This window comes from Dehalococcoidia bacterium, from assembly GCA_030648205.1.
GTDB lineage: Bacteria > Chloroflexota > Dehalococcoidia > JAUSIH01 > JAUSIH01 > JAUSIH01.
Map to the genome: position 1 here is coordinate 24,545 of JAUSIH010000099.1, position 16,249 is coordinate 40,793.

Below are 16,249 nucleotides of genomic sequence, written 5' to 3' on the forward strand. Positions count from 1 at the left end.
TGTAGCAAACGGCAGAAATAATCCTTGGAACTAAGATTTGTCTCAGACTGAGTCTTTGTCTTTCGCAGGGAAGATGCTGATGATAGACTGCAGATTTTGAGATAGGTCAAGGTAAAGTCGAGGACATATTTTATCCTTTGCTTCCAGCATGTATGCCCATAGAAGTTCTCTGTAAAATAGATCATCCTTAGGAAACCGATGTCGCGCTGAAGAACATTCATTGACCATAGCCCGTGTAGAAACAAAGAGATGGCTCTGACACCTCCCGAGTATTCCAGATATTTCAAATGAGTTTTTCAGATCGTACTGCTCGGAGACCTGTTGCTTTTGATAGGATGAGGTGGCCTCGGCAGCAGGTGCCATCACAGAAGCTTGGTGTAACCACGCATTCGCAGTAGTTGCCAGCTCCCTGCATATGCTACGTATCTTACCGCCTCTTTTTAGCAATTCGTTTACTTTATCACTTCCGAGGGTGTGCGCATCCCCTTCTTCCGCTTTTTCCGCCAGCTTGTACAAATCGTCCATCACCCATTGATTCAGTAACTTGGCAACTGTCAAAAGGGCATAGCCTGCAGATTGATAGGGGAGGGAATGCTTTCGGTCGGATTTATTGCCGTTGGCATAAGAGGTGAGCGCGTCCTCGAGTTCACCAAGGCCAAGATGTGCATCTCCTTCGAGACAATAACCCCCGATCGTAATCTTGTCAGAGCTCAAGGACGATTTGGCGTCTTTAAGAGCAGTGTCAAACTCGCCTAGGCAAATACCCAGGTCAGCCGCGCGCCTCAGAAGGTATGGATTGTCCTTTTCTATATGAAGGCCCTCTCTTGCACTGTCTAGCGCTACTTTCCACCGGCCATTTTGCTCAAATTCGTCTCTAACAGTTTGAACTATAGACGGAATTACTGCGGCAGCCAGCCTTGCGCGTTCAAAGAACCCCTTTGCTGGGTCCTCTTTGTTTGTTTTGTCTCTTGGCGTGGCTCTTGCGGCCCCAACGCCATTGCGAAGAACCGAGAGCTTCTCATCGACGATCCACGCGTCCACTCGTCCTATCTTCTCAGCACCACGCTGTGTGAACGCAAGCTCCAACCTTCTTAGCCTGGTAGGGTACAAAGCACGAAGCAAGTCAAGCTCTTGCTTTGATAACCAGGCTGGAATCAGCATCAGCGTCGTCTTATCTGCAAGCTCTCCATATTTGATGTCTTCTGTTGAGATCTCCTTCCCCCCCAATGTTCTGAGGGTCTCTATCCATGGCTGCAGAAAAACTTGTGGCGTCAGAGCATGAAGTTGCTCTGTTAGCCACTGTGCCCCTTGCTGTCCATACTCACTCGCAGCCGGGGTTGCCCTCAGAATAACTAGCGCCAATCGAGCATCAAGGTTTTGCAACGCATCGTTCTGAGCTTGCTGTCCCAACTCTTGGACTTTCTTAACTACTTCATACCGGAGTTGATCTGTGCCAAGAAATTGCGGCCTCATTATTGGTCGAGCTGTCAATCGCACGGTGCGTGCCGTATCATGTCTTCGCTTTAGAAGCTCCCCGAGAATTGGTGCAAAAACTTCCAGAGCTTCCTTGGTTTCCTTGGAACGGTTCGTTTCTCCGGCTTCCCCCTGTCGCATGAACAAGTACATCACAGGAGAAGGGCGTGCCTGTGGGTCGGTGAAACTGATGTCTGAAATAGACCCGCCGCCCTCCACGGGGATAGGGACAGCAATAACAGACATAGCCCGTTTCATTCTTTGCCGTTCTGGTTCCTTGCTAAGTTCGGGCGGTGTGGAAAACACGAGTTTCGCCTCATCGTCATGTTCAGATACGAAGGAGTCAAATGGAGGCTCGGTTTTTGCTATGTAAAGATATAGACCTGTTGCCGAAGCATATCCAGAGACTAGCTGCCCATAGGTTAACGTGCGCCCTATGTGCGAGCTACGCTGAGGGTTACCAATACTAGATGCAACGACCTCGAAATACACCTTGTCTGTATTCGGTGCCCTTTTGGCCTCATAGATATCACAAAAGACGGGTTGCCGCGAGTTAAACACTAGCTTACAAGCAAATCGAGCCATAACCCAAATTAGAATGTCCTGCTTTAGCAGATCGTTTAGGCTGCCCGAGGCGCTCTGGCTGGATTGATCGCTTGAACGAAAAGCCGCGCTGACGTCACGTCGTACCTCCCGCTTCAAATCGTCGCACCCCGCTGTAATAGCATGCAGCAGCAAACTTAACGTGTCGTCCGTTATCTCGACTTGTGAGGACTGTTCGGGGAGATTAGCATCGGGTGTACCTGGGGGACATGCAAGGACAACGGCGAAACGCTCGGTCGTTACATTGGAATCTACTACCCGCGCAAAGTATCTTGTGAACTTACCCAGGACCTGCGGAACGTAGGGTACAAACAAAATCTCTGCTGTCTGACTCACAAGGCCTGTCTTAGAAGCTCCGGGGTCCCTCGTAAGTGATTTGAGGAAATCTGCGATAAGGGGTTCATCATCGAGCGAAAGTGTTTGTCCAGCAGCCATAGGATGCAAAACCACGATGGTCCCTGACACGAGATCCTTTAGCTTGAACAACTTGAACGCAACAGCTCCTAGCAATCTTGCCATCACGTGTCTCTCAAACCTTCGTAGCGCTGTGTCAGCCAGGAGGCCTATCACATCGTGTCCCGCATAGAATCCTTGCTGTTCGCGGTACTCCTTTACTTGCTCAGCCGCCCTACGTGGTGTGATTCTATGTCCAGTTTCTCGGCTTTCGTGGAGAAGCTTGAACGCCAGGAGAAGATTCACCGCATCAGCGAGCTCATAAGCTCGAATATGGTGCTTTTCATGTGAGATTGGAGCGGCTAGTCCGGCCTTTTCCAAGCGATATACTACCGCGCGAATGTTTCCGCTTTGCAGGCCTTGCTCATGGACTATCCGAATCACTTCATTTAGCCGGACCCTTCCGCTGTGGCGACTGCCGTCCGTGATCAAGCTTTGGAGCGCGTCTCCCCACTTCTGTAGCGTCTTGATGTCTTTCAGCATGTTGCCTCCTTGAAGAAGCTGGCCTACAACCCTCCAAAAGCCTGCCCGTTAGTCTGAGTCAAACGCAGAGTCTTGTTTTTGTTACGATTGTACAAAACTGGGCACGTTTTCTATTGACTTTGCTGAAGTCATATGGTACAGTACACATGCGCCCGTGTCAATAGACCGATGTCCGCCTGCTAGTCGCTCTAACCAGGAGGGCTACCATGAGTGCTAATAAGCAGGTCAGGCCCGCTGGAACCGGCAAGAAGGCACCCAACAACAGCTCCCATCGCAAGCATCTCCTGCTCCCTAGTCATCCTCTTCCCCCTTACCTGCAGGCGATTGTCGTCGCGGCCTCAACTGTTGCGTTAGCCGTAATCATCCAGACGGCAATTAAGTGGAACGTTCGCTTGGATAGCCTTCCTACAAGCGGAAATTTTGCTTTATCGGGGGCGATTAATCTCACAGTAGTGTTTCAACGAACCTCGGCGCTAGTTCCCTGTCTTCCCTAATCGCTTCTATGCGGTGCGAAAGGTACTTCTTGAGTTTTCAAGTGCCCCATGTCTTTATATTCCCAGCAGCCGCTTCGCGTTCCCGCTGCCGACCGCCTCCCGCTCCGCGTCCGTGAGCGGCAGCGCGCGGAACCCCCGCACGCAAGCCGCCGCGTCGTTCAGCGGGAAGTTCGTCCCGAACATCAGCCGGTCCACGCCTATTTTCCGAATCCATCCGGCCAACTCCTGGGAGGTCATCGCGCCGGGCTTGTCCAGCTCGTGCAGGCGGTGCGACAGGTCGGCGTACACGTTCGGGAAGCGGGCCGTGAGCTGGGCCACCTCCTCCTCGAAGCCCATGCCCATGTGGGCGAGGATGACGCGCAGCTTGGGGAAGTCGGGCAGGACGTTGGTCCAGTACTTCGGGCGGCCCCAGGGGTCGCCGCCGGCGTCCAGCGCGGGCGTGCGCCCCGACTGGGCGAGGAGCGGCAGGCCGCGGCGCTGGGCCTCGTCGTAGGCGGGCAACAGCCGCCTGTCGTCGGGGTGCAGCCACATGGCGCTGGGCACGATCTTCACCCCCTTCGTGCCTTCCCTGACGCCCTTCGCTATCTCGGCGCGTATCTCCTCCTCCGTCATCGCCGCCGCGTCAACGCCGACGAAGGTCATCAGCTCGGGGTGCGCCTTCGTTTCGCGGTAGCCCCACGAGTTGTTCGCCGAAAGCTTGTTGGCCCACACCTTGCGTATCGCTTCGGCGCGGTCCTTGCGCTGCGCCAGCGACAGGTCCGCGGGCAGCTCCGCCACGTCCCGCGCGATGAGCGTGCGGATGTCCATGAACATCAGCATCACCGTCCGGCTGATGCCCAGCGTCCGCATGTTGGCAAGAAGCACGGGGACCGTGCCCACGAGCTGGGGCGTGCGGCCCGTCGAGAGGAGGAAGCGGTTGCTGACCTCCTCCGAGGGGAATATGTGCGTGTGGACGTCAATAAGCTCTGTCGAAGACACAATGCCCTCCCCTGACGTAGACGTCATTCCAAAACTGCTTGGAGTCCATAATGCGTTTGAACCCGCTCATGGTTCGACGGGCTCAGCACGAGCGGGAGGAGTCATCCCGCTCACCCTGAGCTTGTCGAAGGGTGAGGAGAGAGACTTCTGAACCGCGTCATGGTGTCCCGCCGAGCGCGGCGCGGAATGACATTGCTACTCCACCGTTACCCAGCGCCGCTCCCGCGCCGAACGCGTCACCGCCTCCAGCACGCGGTGCAGGTGCGCCGCGTCGTAGAAGTTCGGGTGCGTGGGATGGCCCTGGATGATGCCCTCCGCCATCTTCCGCGCAAGCTGCGCCACGTTGTACGGCACAAAGTCCGTGGGTGGGATTTCCGAGACCCAGCGCAGCCTGTCCGGCGTCTCTATGTCGTGCTCGGCGGGCTCGTCCTTGCGCGCTCCGCGCACGCGCACGTCGCCGTACTGAAGCGTTTCCCGGGACGTCGCCATCAGCTTGCCTTCGGTGCCGTAGGCCTCCATGCGCCAGCCGCTGCCGTGCCAGGCCACCCAGCTCGACTGCACCGCGCCGAAGGCTCCGTTCACCAGCTTGCACACGAACGCGATGGTGTCCGGCGACGTGACTTTCACCACCTCGCCGGTGTCTGAAAGGCTCACTTCCGGTACGCGGGTGGCCACCTCCGCGCACACCTCCACGATGTCGCCGAGGCACCAGCCCAGGATGTCAATGGAGTGGCCGCCCTGAATGGTCAGAGCGTTGCCGCCTCCGCCCTCTTCCATGGTCCAACGCCGGTGAGAGGCCCGGGGCGTGATGTGCGTGGGCAGCATGATGCTCATGTTGAACGTGAGCAGGCGGCCCATGTACCCTTCGTCGCAAAGCTCCTTCAGGTGAAGGATCGGCGGCGACCCGCGGGACTGCAGGTCCACGCCGTGGTGAAGTCGGCGCTCCTGGGCGGTGCGGGCCAGCTCATCCGCCTGGGACGCGCTCAGAGCCAGGGGCCACTCGCAGAAGACGTGCTTGCCAGCCTGGAGCGCCGCGAGCGCCATGGGATAGTGGAGCGGCACCTTTGTCGCGATGCTGACCAGGTCAATGTTGGGGTCTTCGAGCATGGCGTGGTAGTCCCAGTAAAAGCGCGGGACGTTGAAATGGCGGGCGGCGGACTCCGCGGTCTCCTTGTGCGCGGTGCAGACCGCCACAACGTCCATCTCCGGCAGGGCAAGGAAAGCGGGCACATGGGCGCGGGATCCCCATCGGCCCTGACCGTTCGCCCCAATGACTCCGACGCGGATGCGGGTGCTGGATGTCATCTTGGCCTCCTGTTTCTCACGAAGCTGGGAAGGTACGAATGGGAAAATGCAGCCCAATGGACTATCTATCGTCCTCAAGGTCAGCAAAATGCCAAGCATGATGCTGAAGGTAAGGATTGTCTTTCAAAAGTTGTCCAGCATAGGCCATGTCCTCATCAGCCTCTACGTATCTGTCAAGGCGACGTAAATTGATAATTCTGGTTTTGAGCGCCATCATTAATGTCTCTGTAGGGGACGCCTTTTCTTTTTCGTCTGTAATGATCCTAGAGAATTCTCTAATTGCATCTTCTGGTCTTCCTCCTCGGCTCAAAGCAACACCGTATTGATGACGAGCGACCACATCAGAATTGTCATACTCCAGAGCTTTTTCCAAAGCATCTATGCGTCCCAGTTTGTCATATTGAGCATCGTGGATGCGCGCCAGTATCTTGTAGCAGAGTGAACCTGTTTTGTTTGTAGCACGTCTACAAGCCTCTTGGCTGTGAACTAGCGCGAGTCCGACACGCCCTCGCGCTAGTTCGCAACTGGCGCTCATTGCAAGTATGTATGCGCTTTGTGGTGCCAAATCGCGTGCTTGCTTGAATAACACGTCCGCGTTATCAGCGTTCCCAGCAAACATTTCTGACTCACCGCGTCTGCATAGAATGGCAGCCTTTTTCTCGTTGTCAGTGGTTAGGCCATAATATTCGAACGTGCTTCGGAATTTGGAAACTTCGGACTCTTGTAATGCCATTTGCTCGCTATATTGTTGGAGACGTTGGTGGCCGCGTGTCACAAAATCACCCAAAACGTCTAGTTGGTGACGCGCGAAGGAAAGCGTAATTGGTAATGCAGAATATACGACTCTTCCATCTGAGAGTTGAGTGACGCGCGTTACCAAGGTGACATCCATCAATTCAGCTAGAGCCTTATCAATCCTTTCGACGTTCCATTGCGTCACTGTAGCGATCAGTTGAATAGTGGGCGGCACATCAAAGATGGTCATGATTGCGAGCATCGCCTTGGCGTCCGGTGATATGGAATGCCATATGTTTCTAAAGCTAAACTCGAGAACGGGTGAATCACTGTGCACAACAGCGGTAAGCACTTTGGCTATGTCTTTTGTGATTTTGTATTGGCCTATCATCCATTGAATTGCCAGTGGTAATCCTCCGGTGGCCCCTCGAACTCTTGAGACAATGTCTTTGTGCAGGGGGAAGGAAACGCCCATGTCCCTTGCTTTTACTTTTAGGAACTCACCAGTCTCTTCGTCGCTCAGCTCGTTTACTGCAATGGGCATCTCCCATCCGCCAGTCTTTTGGCGGCTGGTGATGAGAACCTTGGCTTTCGTGTTGTTTGGAAGCTCTTGCACGAACTTAAGTACCCGTCCGTCGGACACGGACTCCATATTGTCAAGAACCAAAAGAGTTTCTCCTATGCCCAGGATATCCAAGGCCAAGTGCTTCTTGGCTTCAATGTCCTGTGGCGTCTTTTCTCCGATTAGATCAATAATATGGTCTAGGAAATTTTCCAATGAGTACAGAGAGCGACCAAAAGGTTTAATGCCCTCTGGCGTGAGAATAGTTTCCTTAGCGGTGAGTTGGAGGATCGCTTCGAAGGCTCTTCGGTGATAGAACTCGTATGTCACCCAATTCACTACGGCGGATTTCCCAACCCCTCCTGGGCCATGAACATTCACTATCCAGATACGCGGATCCCGCGTCACTGCTTCCAGAATCTGCTGTTTTAGGGCTTCCCGACCTATAAAACTATCAAAGCCCCTATCTAGAAGTCTGTAAGGGCCGTCCTGAATTGCGAATGGCGAAGGTTGTTCTGTTGCTTGAATGGCATCTTGGTCACAAGAAGCTTCTAGGTGCTCAATTAGTTCTTCCAACTCGACTTGAGATTGAACTTTGACGGTTGAATCTCCGCGTCTTATCCAGATATCGCCTCGTCGTATGCCGAATGGTGCGTTTGGGCAGTAGTCTTTGGCGACCAGTGTTGGCATACGGCGTTTGCTTCTCTTCCGACTTGACCGAACGTATATAATCGCAATGTTACCAATATCTTGAATTTCGTGATGCACAATATCAACGTCTAACTCTACCCCTGCGCAACGACGAATTTTGTCATGCAGCATTTTCGAGTCGTACGGAAGTTTGCTAGACAGACCACATGGTATCCATGTTTTGTCCTCGACTCCCACCACGATATATCCGCCCCCCACGTTTTTGAGCGCAAGGGCGTCTTTCGTAAACGCGCACAACTCTTGGTCGTGTTCTATTCCGAGATGCTTTTTGTAATCAAGCCATTCGCACTCACCGTGGCATTCCAGAAGATATCTCAGACCATCTAAGGAGAGATCACCGTCTCGTACCATCTTTTCTAGTACGGAAAGATTCATGGCTACCTCCTTTGTGGTGCTAGGCTACATTATACGCGCATCACCTGTTGTTTTCAGGACTTGCTCTACAAGAGGTTCGCTATGATAGCGGCAAATGTCGCGGCTGGCCGTCGTTTACCGGACAGCGAGCGTCTGCTGGATGGCCTCCTCCATCTCGTCCACGGTCACCAGTCCGCTGAGCTTGTAGCGGACTGCCCCGTTCCGGTCAATCAGGAAGACCCACGGGTCGTTCTGGATGCCCCACTCGGTCACGGTCTCCAGAGGGATGCGCTTGATGGGGTCCTTCCAGATCTCGATGTGGACGAAGTCCATCTCCCGCGCGTAGAGCGGCTGCACAGTCTGCACAATCTCGTACGCGGGGCCGCAGACGCGACTGGTGCAGAAGGCGGGCGTGGCGAAGAGGACCAGCAGGGGCCGGTGAGCGGCGACGGCGTCGGCGATGCGCACGTCGTACATGTCGCCCGGCGGTTTGGCGCTGGAGATTTCCGAGATGTCCTTCACGTCGCTGGCGATGAGGTTGCGGCTGCGCGGCGCGGGCGCGCCCACGGCGGGCGAGGTGGACGCCGCGAGCACGTCGAACTGGGTGCGCGCGACGACGAGCGGGCGGCCAGGCTGGTCAACGGTGACCTCCACGCCCCAGGGGCCGGATTTGTCGAATGTGGCCTCGGCGAGCCACAGGCCCTTCATGTCCAGATGGTGCGTCGAGAAGAGCTGGTGGGCGTGGCCGGGCATAGTCTCCAGGCCAATGGGCCTGAAATAGACAACCGTCTCGCTGCGAAGGGTGGCGCTGGCGCCATCAATCTGGAAGAACCGAGCGTGCCCGCCCCCGAACTCGATGGGCGTGCCCTTCTCGTCCAGGACCACCAGCGATATGCGGTTGGGGCCGACGACCTGCTCCGCGGAGGCCATGACCAGTTCCACGCGCGGCGGCTCCGGCGTCGGCGTCGCGGGCGGCCCTATGACGCCGCAGGCGGCGAGCAGCGCGGCGGCTCCGCACAGCGGAGCGACGACGATGAAAAGCAGGTGGCTCCGACTCGGCATCACATGACCTCGGAAGGCTGGCGCGGTCAGACGCCCGTCGCGCTCCCGGCGCTTGCTCCCGCTGGGGGCTTCTGCGGCGCCACGGCCTCGGCCAGACTGAGCGCGAAGATGCCGGTGACCAGCAGCGCCGACGTGACGCACCACACGCAGATGGCGCGCAGGACGAAGACCTCAACGCCGGTGAGATAGGACGAGAACAGGAAGCCTCCGCCGGACACGATGGCCAGCGCGACGGACATGGGCGCGGACAACGAGGGGAAAGCCAACACGCTCACGCTGCCCAGCAGCAGGAACGCATATGTCGCCAGCCCCAGCATGGCGATAGGCGCCCCCAGGAACCGGGCGTAGGCGCTGGTTGTGACCTGCCCGCAGCCGCCTACCGGGCCGCAGGCCGGGGCCTGGCCTATGATATAGCTGACGCTAAGGTACGTGGCGACGCCCAGGCCCGCCAGGCTAAGCGTGGCGCGACATGCCTGAAGAATGGGCCTTCGCCTTTGCTCCGTCATCGCGCCTTCCCCAGGGCCTCATCAATGGCCCGCTTATAGGTCGGGTAGTCCGCCAGCCCTTCAATCTTCCCGCCGTTCACGAACACGGTGGGCGTGGACGCGGCTCCCTGAGAGCGGGCGACGGCTATGTCTTCGCGCACCCGGTCCACGTAACGCTTGCTGTCCAGGCAGGTCCCGAACGGCGCCGCGTCCAGGCCGATCTTCACGGCGAAGGCCTTCAGGTTCGAGTCGCTGAAGGCGCCCGCGTTCTCACCCGCCCAGTTCTGGAACAGAATGTCATGGTACTGCCAGAACTTCCCCTGGTCGGACGCGCACTCGGACGCCTCCGCCGCACGCAACGATTCGTTCCCGATGACCGTCAGGTGCCGGTACACAAAACGCGCCTTGCCCGTGTCCACGTAGTCGCTGACAATCTGTCGCCCTGGCCCGAGGGCGAAGTCACGGCAGTACGGTCACTGGAAGTCGCTGAACTCCACCACGGTGACCGCCGCATTCGGGCTGCCCATCGAGTGGCGCGCCCCGGAGGCAGCCGCACTCTGGCCGGGAGAGGTCGCCGGGGGCTGCGCGCTCACGAGCACGATCGCCACGGCGACGGCGACTACCATGATGCCTCCGCCCATCAGAAGCCAGGGGAACGCGGAGCGCTTTGCGGACGTTTTCTGCTTGCCTGGCATGGTGAGAACACACCTCGTCGTAAAGGTCCGCGCCATCCGCCCGAATGACCTTGCCGGAGTTGTATGCCTCCGCCGCGGAGACAACGGACATGAGCTATGCCCCGTCCTCGTGGCGTACGGCTCTAGAATAGCACGGGCCAAGGCTTGACGCCAATTCGGAGGGCGACTCAACTGTAGCAAGGCGCATCCACGTCTGGTGAGCGCCGCCTCGCCGTGGCGACGGCGGCGTGTGATAATATAGCGCCGCGCATCGCTCGCTGGGCACACTTGCCGTAGAAGGAGACACATATGCTGCCTGAGAGGCCGCGCCTGGGTTTCATTGGATTCGGGGCCGTCGCCTACCACATGGCGAAGGGCTTGCACGAGGACGAGGGCTACAACAGCATCCTGGCCTACTGCAACGGGCCGCGCAACCGCCCTCCGTACACTCCCGCTTTCCGGCAGAAGGCCGCGGGAGCAGGCGTGACGCTGGTTGACACCATCGCCGAGCTGGCGGCAGGCTCCGATCTCATCCTGTCGGCTGTCACGGCGGCCTCCACCATTGAGGTCGTGCAGCAGACGGCGCCGCTGCTCACGCCCCGGCACATGTTCGTGGACATGAACTCGGCGTCGCCGGAGGTCAAGGAGCGCGCGGCGGAGATGTGCGCGGCCCGCGGCGCCACCTTCGTGGACTGCGTCATTCTGGGCGGCCCCTCCATGTACAAGCATCACGTGTTGCTCTGGACCTCCGCGCCCGGCGCCGCGGAGTTCGCGCAGGTCATGAACAAGTACCACATGCAGATACGAGTCATTGACGGCCCGGCGGGGGCGGCGGCGCGGGTCAAGCTCCTGCGCAGCGTCCTGATGAAGAGCCTGGAGGCCGCGCTGTGGGAGACGGCGCTTGCCGCCCACAAGGCGGGCCTGGACGACGTTGTCAGAGAGGTGGCCTTTGAGTGGATGGATACCATGAAGTTCTCCTTCTTCGCCAACAGGCTCATCTGCACGGGCGCCATTCACGCCCGGCGGCGCGTGGAGGAGGTTGACGAGGTGGTGGCAATGGTGCGGAAGCTGGGAATGGAGCCGATGGTCGCGGAGGCGGCGCGTCGCCGTCTGGCGGGCATAGCCGCGCTGGGCCTGAAGGACTACTTCAACGCGGAGGAGCCGAAGGACTACCGCAAGGTGCTGGAGGCGGTGGACGCGGTGGTCGCGCGGAGGGCGGAGCGCTCGAAAGCGTAGCGCGTCGCGCGGCGCATCGTCACCCCCGGCCGAGCGTTTGCAGGGCGCGGCGCACGCGCTCGTCCAGCGGCAGGTCGGTCGCGACGCCCGCCTGCGCCTGGGCCAGGGCGTGCCGCGCCTCCGCGGGCGTATAGCCCAGCGCCAGAAGCGCCGCAAGCGCGTCGCCGTCCGGCGCGGCGGCGGGCGAAATCGCGATGCCTCCCCATTCCTTGCTCACCTTGTCGCGCAGCTCCAGGACCAGCCGTCCCGCCGTCTTCTTGCCCACGCCGGACACGCGCTGGAGCGTCGGCTCGTCGCCGGATGCGATGGCCGCCACCAGCGTATCGGGAGAGAGGCCGGACAGGAGCGCCAGGGCCAGCCGCGGCCCGACTCCCTGCACGGTCTGCAACAGCTCAAACAGGCCAAGCTCCTCCCGCGTGGCGAAGCCGTACAGGGCGATGTTGTCCTGGCTCACCTGCATGTGCGTGTGCAGGCGCACCGCGTCGCCCGTCGCGCCCAGCGCCGACAGCGTGGATGTAGGAGCATAGGCCTTGTAGCCCACGCCGCCCACGTTCACCACCACCCAGCCGGGGCCGCGCTCCTCCAGGACGCCGTGCAGCGTGGCTATCATCGTCCTCTCTCCAGCGCCTGCTCCAGGCGCACCCTCCGCACGTGGCACAGGGCCACGGCCAGAGCGTCGGCGGCGTCCGGCTTCGGGTCAGCGTCCAGCCGCAGGATGAGCCGCACCATCGTCTGCACCTGCTCCTTGGGGCTTGCCCCGTGGCCGGTCACCGACTGCTTGACCTCGGCGGGGCTGTACTGGCGCACCGGGATATGCGCCCGCGCCGCCGCCAGCAAGGCCAGCGCCCTCGCCTCGCCGACCAGCATGGCCGAGCGGACGTTGGCGGCGACGAACGGCTCCTCCACCGCCACGACGTCGGGCCTGTGGCGGGCGATGACCTTCGTCAGCCCGTCGAAGAGGATGGCCAGGCGCGCCGGCGGCTCCGTGGACGCGGGCGCGGTCAGCACGCCGAAGTCCACGGCCCGCGCATCGTCGCCCTCGCCCTCGATAACGCCGTAGCCCATGCGCACCGTGCCCGGGTCAACGCCCAGAATACGCACGTCTGGTGTCCTGTAACTGAAATACGCGTATAGAATTGTCATTGCGAGGAGTCCCGATACCTCGGGACGACGAAGCAATCCGGAAGAGGGGTGGACCCCACCGCCAGATTGCCACGGCCCTCCTTTGTCGGGCCTCGCAATGCCTCGGTGACGCGACACTAGGCCGCCCGGTAGCGCTCGAGGACGGCGTCCGGGAAGTCGCCGTTGGTGTAGACCTTGTGGACGTCGTCCATGTCCTCCAGCTTGTCGAGCAGCTTCAGCGTCTGCTCGGCGGCCTTGTCGTCCAGGGGAGTCATCGCCTTGGGCACCATCGAGATCTCGGCGCTCTTCGGCTTCAGCTTGGCGGCCTCCAGCGCCTTGCGCACCTTGTCGAAGCTGTCGTGGCTGGTGTAGACCTCCAGCCAGCCCTTGTCCACCTTCACGTCCTCCGCGCCCGCGTCAATGGCCGTGAGAGCTATCTCTTCGGCTTTGGCTGGGTCCACCTCCAGCGTGATGACGCCCTTGGACTCGAACTGCCACGCGACGGAGCCCGCCTCGCCCAGGCGGCCGCCCGCGCGGGAGAAGACGTTGCGCAGCTCGCCGACCACGCGGGTGCGGTTGTCGGTGACGACGGTGAGGATGACGGCGGCGCCGCCGGGGGCATAGCCCTCGTAGGTGATCTCCTCCAGGTGGAAGCCCTCGCCGCCGCCGGTGGCGCGCTGGATGGCGCGGTCAATGTTGTCGCGCGGCATATTGCTGTCGCGGGCCTTCTCGACGGCGAGGCGGAGGCGGACGTTGGCGTCCGGGTTCGGCCCGCCCTGCTTGGCGGCGACGATGATCTCCCGCGAGAGCTTGGTGAACACCGCGGAGCGTTTGGCGTCAACGATTGCCTTGCCGTGCTTGATATTCGCCCATTTTGAGTGTCCGGCCATAGCGCACCCCGTCGGTCCGGCCGAGAGTCGGCCCTGTCAGATTCTACGGCTCTATTATAGCGGGGCGTGTAAAGCGGGGCAGGTCATTGACGAACTGCGTCGCGGCCCCCGACTTACCCTCCATTAAGACCGTCTCGGAAAAGGCAGCGCCAATACCGAACGTGCGAAACCCGACGACGCAGTCAAGCACCATCCACTGCCCGACAACGGGTCGGTTTGTGCAAGCGCACTATACCGCCTGGTTTCAGGGATCGGCGTCTTGTTGTTTCTCCACTCTGGTGAACACGACATCAAACAGGCGAATGTAAAGTGGGTCCGGCCCCCCTGTGATTTGGCCATTTGGCAACTTGTATTGATGCGTTTTGACGAGCGGCCAATGTTGTCCGTCTCGAGTTATTATGAAATATGTAATCTGTTGCCCAACTGTGCCAACTGGTAAATTGCCCTTGGGTACTATATACTTGGGCTTAGGAGACTCTGTGACACGTCGTTCGAGCCAACCTCTTTCTTCCCAGCCCAGGCGAACCTTCTCTTCTAGGTTGAGTTCAAAGAAAGCGCTGTAGCGCTCGTGATCAGACAACCGGACTAGGATGTGAGCGGAGGGGTTCATCATGACACTCCCAATCGAAGATATTCTGCGACGCTACCTCCATCGCGAGGTAGAACTGAAACGTTTGCGTGAATGGCTTGCTCTCTTCCAATGGGATTTAGATGCAGAGAGACAAGCATTAGCTGACGAAGCTGACGAAGCAATTGTTCGTTTCGACGATGGTCACATTAGAGAAGACGACGTTAGGCAGTGGCTGGCAACCGTACTCGAGAGTTATGCAACGCAAACCGTCCATGTCGTCGTGCCTGACATTGATACTAGGCATATACGTTACTACGGCCCAGGCACTGGCACCGCTGCGGTGACACGCTCGCCTATCCCTGTGCAGGTTCTGGTGGCGGCTTGAGGGATCCTGACAGCGGTTGCACATGGTCGATGTTCACTTTGAACGGGTGCTGTGCAACGAACTCATTGTCAAGATAAATATGGAATGAGAATTCTCCAGCCTCAGTAACATTTAGGTGCATGACGCGCCGAATTTGGTGGAAGCAAAAACCGCCAGGCAACTTGAAACCAGTCTTGTTGGCTGTCATAACGTCCCCATTGGGTTTGATTATGCGTACCTCATCGGTGAATTCCCCCTTTCCCAGCCCCCACTTGGTAAACAAAACGCAGTGAACCGGGACGGCTAACTTGCCAAGCTGGGTATCTCGGCTGCCTTCAACGGTAAAGTTGAACGTGTCGATTAGTCGCATCAATGTAGCGACCTTATCTTCATCCAAAAAAGTCTTCTCGCAGATTAGCAGTGCCAACAGTTTTGGCTTAATTCGCTCTTCAGTAGACATAGCACTCCGTTGCCTCTAAGGATAGCGCTATTATACACGTCGTGTGTCCGAAAGAACTTCTTTCCTTTCTGTCAGGGGGGCTTCGCCCTCGCCGAGGCGTGGGGTGTCCCAAGCCTCCCGTCAGGAGGATAAAACCCTCCTGAACCTCCCAAATATGCCGTAGCTGAAAAGAGACCGCGCGCGGAACTGCGAAGTGCTCTCCATCAGCGCGACGATGGGCCAGGCGGCAGGTTGACGAAGTCCACGGCGACGCCCGGAGCCATCCCGCAGGCGGCTGCGCGGCCCGCGGCGATTTCAAGGACGGAGAACGCCCCCGGCGGGGGACTGTAGATTTTCAGCTCCCGGTCTGGCGCGCCCGGCTGAGGCGGCGTGTTGGCGTCCACCCGCAGCACCCGGTGCTCGCGGCTCATCCACACGATGTCAATGGGCACGAGCATGTCCTTCATCCAGATGCCGGTCTCTCCCTCCCGCGCGAACAGCCAGAGCATCCCGTAGTCCAGCGGTATCCGAGGCTGGCCGCTCAGCCCGCGCATGCTCTTCTCCATCGTATCCGCCACATCAATGCGGAGGACGCACTGCCCGGCGACGATGGCCGGCCCGGCGATGGCCGTCGGCGCCGGGGCTGGAACGGGCGTCGGTGTTGCAGGTGGCCCCGCACGGCGGGGCGTGGCGGTCGGCGCGGGCGCCGGACTCGCCGCCGTGGGCGCTGGCGTGGGTGGGGGCGGGGGGAGGCCCGCGCAGCCCGCCAGGAGGAGCACCAGGGCGGCGGCTCCCAAGGCGAGGGCCGCGCCCGTCATACGCGCTGGATGTCCACTGTCCATATCAGCTCAGCCTCCAGTTGTCCGGAGAGCAGGATGCGGATGGCATACCGGCCCGCGTCGTTGATGGTGGCCGTGATGCGGCGGAAGTTGCTGTGCCGCGCCGACTTGCTGGAGAGCCAGAAGGCCGCCTCCTTGCCCTCCCACAGGAGCGCGCTGTCCGGGTCGTACATCTGGACGCGCTCCTGGAAGTGGCCCACGCCGCCTGTCCAGCATGTCGCCAGGGTGAAAGCGTAGGTGAGGGGCGGCAGCGGGTCGGGGAGCGTCCGGGGCACGCGGAGCGCCGTCGTGTCGAAGATGTGGTGCAGCGTGTAGTCGCCGCCCTCGCCCTGCTCCACGCGCTCGCAGAGGGCGGCGATCTGCAGGAACGGCTTCACGCGGGGCAGCTCCGTCATGGCGCCGACGCATCCCTCTGG

Annotated in this window: 15 protein-coding genes and 1 pseudogene; 2 read left to right on the forward strand and 14 right to left on the reverse strand. The window is 59.6% G+C overall.

What is annotated here, in order from left to right; all coding sequences use genetic code 11:
* Positions 1 to 42: 42 nt before the first annotated feature.
* From Q7T26_11110 to Q7T26_11145, 8 genes and pseudogenes are all read right to left on the reverse strand, one after another.
* Entirely contained in the window at positions 43 to 3,012 is a 2,970-nt protein-coding gene (locus Q7T26_11110; GenBank protein MDO8532689.1) for a hypothetical protein, read from the reverse strand.
* Positions 3,013 to 3,560: 548 nt separating this feature from the next.
* Positions 3,561 to 4,484 (reverse strand): amidohydrolase family protein, encoded by a 924-nt coding sequence (locus Q7T26_11115; GenBank protein MDO8532690.1) that lies wholly within the window; start codon positions 4,482 to 4,484, stop codon positions 3,561 to 3,563.
* A gap of 195 nt (positions 4,485 to 4,679) precedes the next feature.
* Positions 4,680 to 5,789 (reverse strand): Gfo/Idh/MocA family oxidoreductase, encoded by a 1,110-nt coding sequence (locus Q7T26_11120; GenBank protein MDO8532691.1) that lies wholly within the window; start codon positions 5,787 to 5,789, stop codon positions 4,680 to 4,682.
* Positions 5,790 to 5,850: 61 nt separating this feature from the next.
* Entirely contained in the window at positions 5,851 to 8,172 is a 2,322-nt protein-coding gene (locus Q7T26_11125; protein ID MDO8532692.1) for an NB-ARC domain-containing protein, read from the reverse strand.
* 114 nt (positions 8,173 to 8,286) lie between these two features.
* Positions 8,287 to 9,213 carry a hypothetical protein gene (locus Q7T26_11130; protein ID MDO8532693.1) on the reverse strand — a complete coding sequence of 309 codons (927 nt, stop codon included), beginning with the start codon at positions 9,211 to 9,213 and terminating at the stop codon, positions 8,287 to 8,289.
* 26 nt (positions 9,214 to 9,239) lie between these two features.
* Entirely contained in the window at positions 9,240 to 9,719 is a 480-nt protein-coding gene (locus tag Q7T26_11135; protein MDO8532694.1) for a vitamin K epoxide reductase family protein, read from the reverse strand.
* Positions 9,716 to 10,159: pseudogene (locus Q7T26_11140) on the reverse strand (DsbA family protein). Before Q7T26_11140 ends, Q7T26_11135 begins: the two are co-directional and overlap by 4 nt.
* A 12-nt stretch (positions 10,160 to 10,171) precedes the next feature.
* The gene (locus Q7T26_11145) at positions 10,172 to 10,393 is read right to left on the reverse strand and encodes a hypothetical protein (protein ID MDO8532695.1); all 222 of its coding nucleotides are present in this window, start codon (positions 10,391 to 10,393) and stop codon (positions 10,172 to 10,174) included.
* 288 nt (positions 10,394 to 10,681) lie between these two features.
* On the opposite strand from Q7T26_11145, the gene Q7T26_11150 reads away from it, so the two are divergent.
* Positions 10,682 to 11,608: an NAD(P)-binding domain-containing protein gene (locus Q7T26_11150; protein ID MDO8532696.1), complete on the forward strand. Its 927-nt coding sequence runs from the start codon at positions 10,682 to 10,684 to the stop codon at positions 11,606 to 11,608.
* Between the two features lie 19 nt (positions 11,609 to 11,627).
* Here Q7T26_11150 and ruvA read toward each other — a convergent pair whose 3' ends face one another.
* From ruvA to Q7T26_11165, 3 genes are all read right to left on the reverse strand, one after another.
* Positions 11,628 to 12,218: a Holliday junction branch migration protein RuvA gene (gene ruvA, locus Q7T26_11155; GenBank protein MDO8532697.1), complete on the reverse strand. Its 591-nt coding sequence runs from the start codon at positions 12,216 to 12,218 to the stop codon at positions 11,628 to 11,630.
* On the reverse strand, positions 12,215 to 12,709 hold the full coding sequence (gene ruvC, locus Q7T26_11160; GenBank protein ID MDO8532698.1) for a crossover junction endodeoxyribonuclease RuvC: 495 nt from the start codon (positions 12,707 to 12,709) through the stop codon (positions 12,215 to 12,217). Before ruvC ends, ruvA begins: the two co-directional genes overlap by 4 nt.
* A gap of 158 nt (positions 12,710 to 12,867) precedes the next feature.
* Positions 12,868 to 13,620: a YebC/PmpR family DNA-binding transcriptional regulator gene (locus tag Q7T26_11165; protein MDO8532699.1), complete on the reverse strand. Its 753-nt coding sequence runs from the start codon at positions 13,618 to 13,620 to the stop codon at positions 12,868 to 12,870.
* Positions 13,621 to 14,231: 611 nt separating this feature from the next.
* Between Q7T26_11165 and Q7T26_11170 the strand changes: the two genes are divergently transcribed.
* Positions 14,232 to 14,576 (forward strand): hypothetical protein, encoded by a 345-nt coding sequence (locus tag Q7T26_11170; GenBank protein MDO8532700.1) that lies wholly within the window; start codon positions 14,232 to 14,234, stop codon positions 14,574 to 14,576.
* On the opposite strand, the gene Q7T26_11175 is transcribed toward Q7T26_11170, so the two are convergent.
* From Q7T26_11175 to Q7T26_11185, 3 genes are all read right to left on the reverse strand, one after another.
* Positions 14,545 to 15,015 (reverse strand): hypothetical protein, encoded by a 471-nt coding sequence (locus Q7T26_11175; GenBank protein ID MDO8532701.1) that lies wholly within the window; start codon positions 15,013 to 15,015, stop codon positions 14,545 to 14,547. The genes Q7T26_11170 and Q7T26_11175 overlap by 32 nt on opposite strands.
* 203 nt (positions 15,016 to 15,218) lie before the next feature.
* Positions 15,219 to 15,836 carry a DUF192 domain-containing protein gene (locus Q7T26_11180; protein ID MDO8532702.1) on the reverse strand — a complete coding sequence of 206 codons (618 nt, stop codon included), beginning with the start codon at positions 15,834 to 15,836 and terminating at the stop codon, positions 15,219 to 15,221.
* The gene (locus Q7T26_11185) at positions 15,809 to 16,228 is read right to left on the reverse strand and encodes a hypothetical protein (GenBank protein ID MDO8532703.1); all 420 of its coding nucleotides are present in this window, start codon (positions 16,226 to 16,228) and stop codon (positions 15,809 to 15,811) included. The genes Q7T26_11180 and Q7T26_11185 overlap by 28 nt, the downstream gene beginning before the upstream one ends.
* Positions 16,229 to 16,249 lie beyond the last annotated feature (21 nt).

What these genes read in the sequence shown, in the direction of transcription:
- Q7T26_11110 (MDO8532689.1), bottom strand. Translation starts at nt 3,012, where the DNA reads ATGCTGAAAGACATCAAGACGCTACAGAAGTGGGGAGACGCGCTCCAA.
- Q7T26_11120 (MDO8532691.1), bottom strand. Translation starts at nt 5,789, where the DNA reads ATGACATCCAGCACCCGCATCCGCGTCGGAGTCATTGGGGCGAACGGT.
- Q7T26_11125 (MDO8532692.1), bottom strand. Translation starts at nt 8,172, where the DNA reads ATGAATCTTTCCGTACTAGAAAAGATGGTACGAGACGGTGATCTCTCC.
- Q7T26_11130 (MDO8532693.1), bottom strand. Translation starts at nt 9,213, where the DNA reads ATGCCGAGTCGGAGCCACCTGCTTTTCATCGTCGTCGCTCCGCTGTGC.
- Q7T26_11135 (MDO8532694.1), bottom strand. Translation starts at nt 9,719, where the DNA reads ATGACGGAGCAAAGGCGAAGGCCCATTCTTCAGGCATGTCGCGCCACG.
- Q7T26_11145 (MDO8532695.1), bottom strand. Translation starts at nt 10,393, where the DNA reads ATGCCAGGCAAGCAGAAAACGTCCGCAAAGCGCTCCGCGTTCCCCTGG.
- Q7T26_11150 (MDO8532696.1), top strand. Translation starts at nt 10,682, where the DNA reads ATGCTGCCTGAGAGGCCGCGCCTGGGTTTCATTGGATTCGGGGCCGTC.
- ruvA (MDO8532697.1), bottom strand. Translation starts at nt 12,218, where the DNA reads ATGATAGCCACGCTGCACGGCGTCCTGGAGGAGCGCGGCCCCGGCTGG.
- Q7T26_11165 (MDO8532699.1), bottom strand. Translation starts at nt 13,620, where the DNA reads ATGGCCGGACACTCAAAATGGGCGAATATCAAGCACGGCAAGGCAATC.
- Q7T26_11170 (MDO8532700.1), top strand. Translation starts at nt 14,232, where the DNA reads ATGACACTCCCAATCGAAGATATTCTGCGACGCTACCTCCATCGCGAG.
- Q7T26_11175 (MDO8532701.1), bottom strand. Translation starts at nt 15,015, where the DNA reads ATGTCTACTGAAGAGCGAATTAAGCCAAAACTGTTGGCACTGCTAATC.
- Q7T26_11180 (MDO8532702.1), bottom strand. Translation starts at nt 15,836, where the DNA reads ATGGACAGTGGACATCCAGCGCGTATGACGGGCGCGGCCCTCGCCTTG.
- Q7T26_11185 (MDO8532703.1), bottom strand. Translation starts at nt 16,228, where the DNA reads ATGACGGAGCTGCCCCGCGTGAAGCCGTTCCTGCAGATCGCCGCCCTC.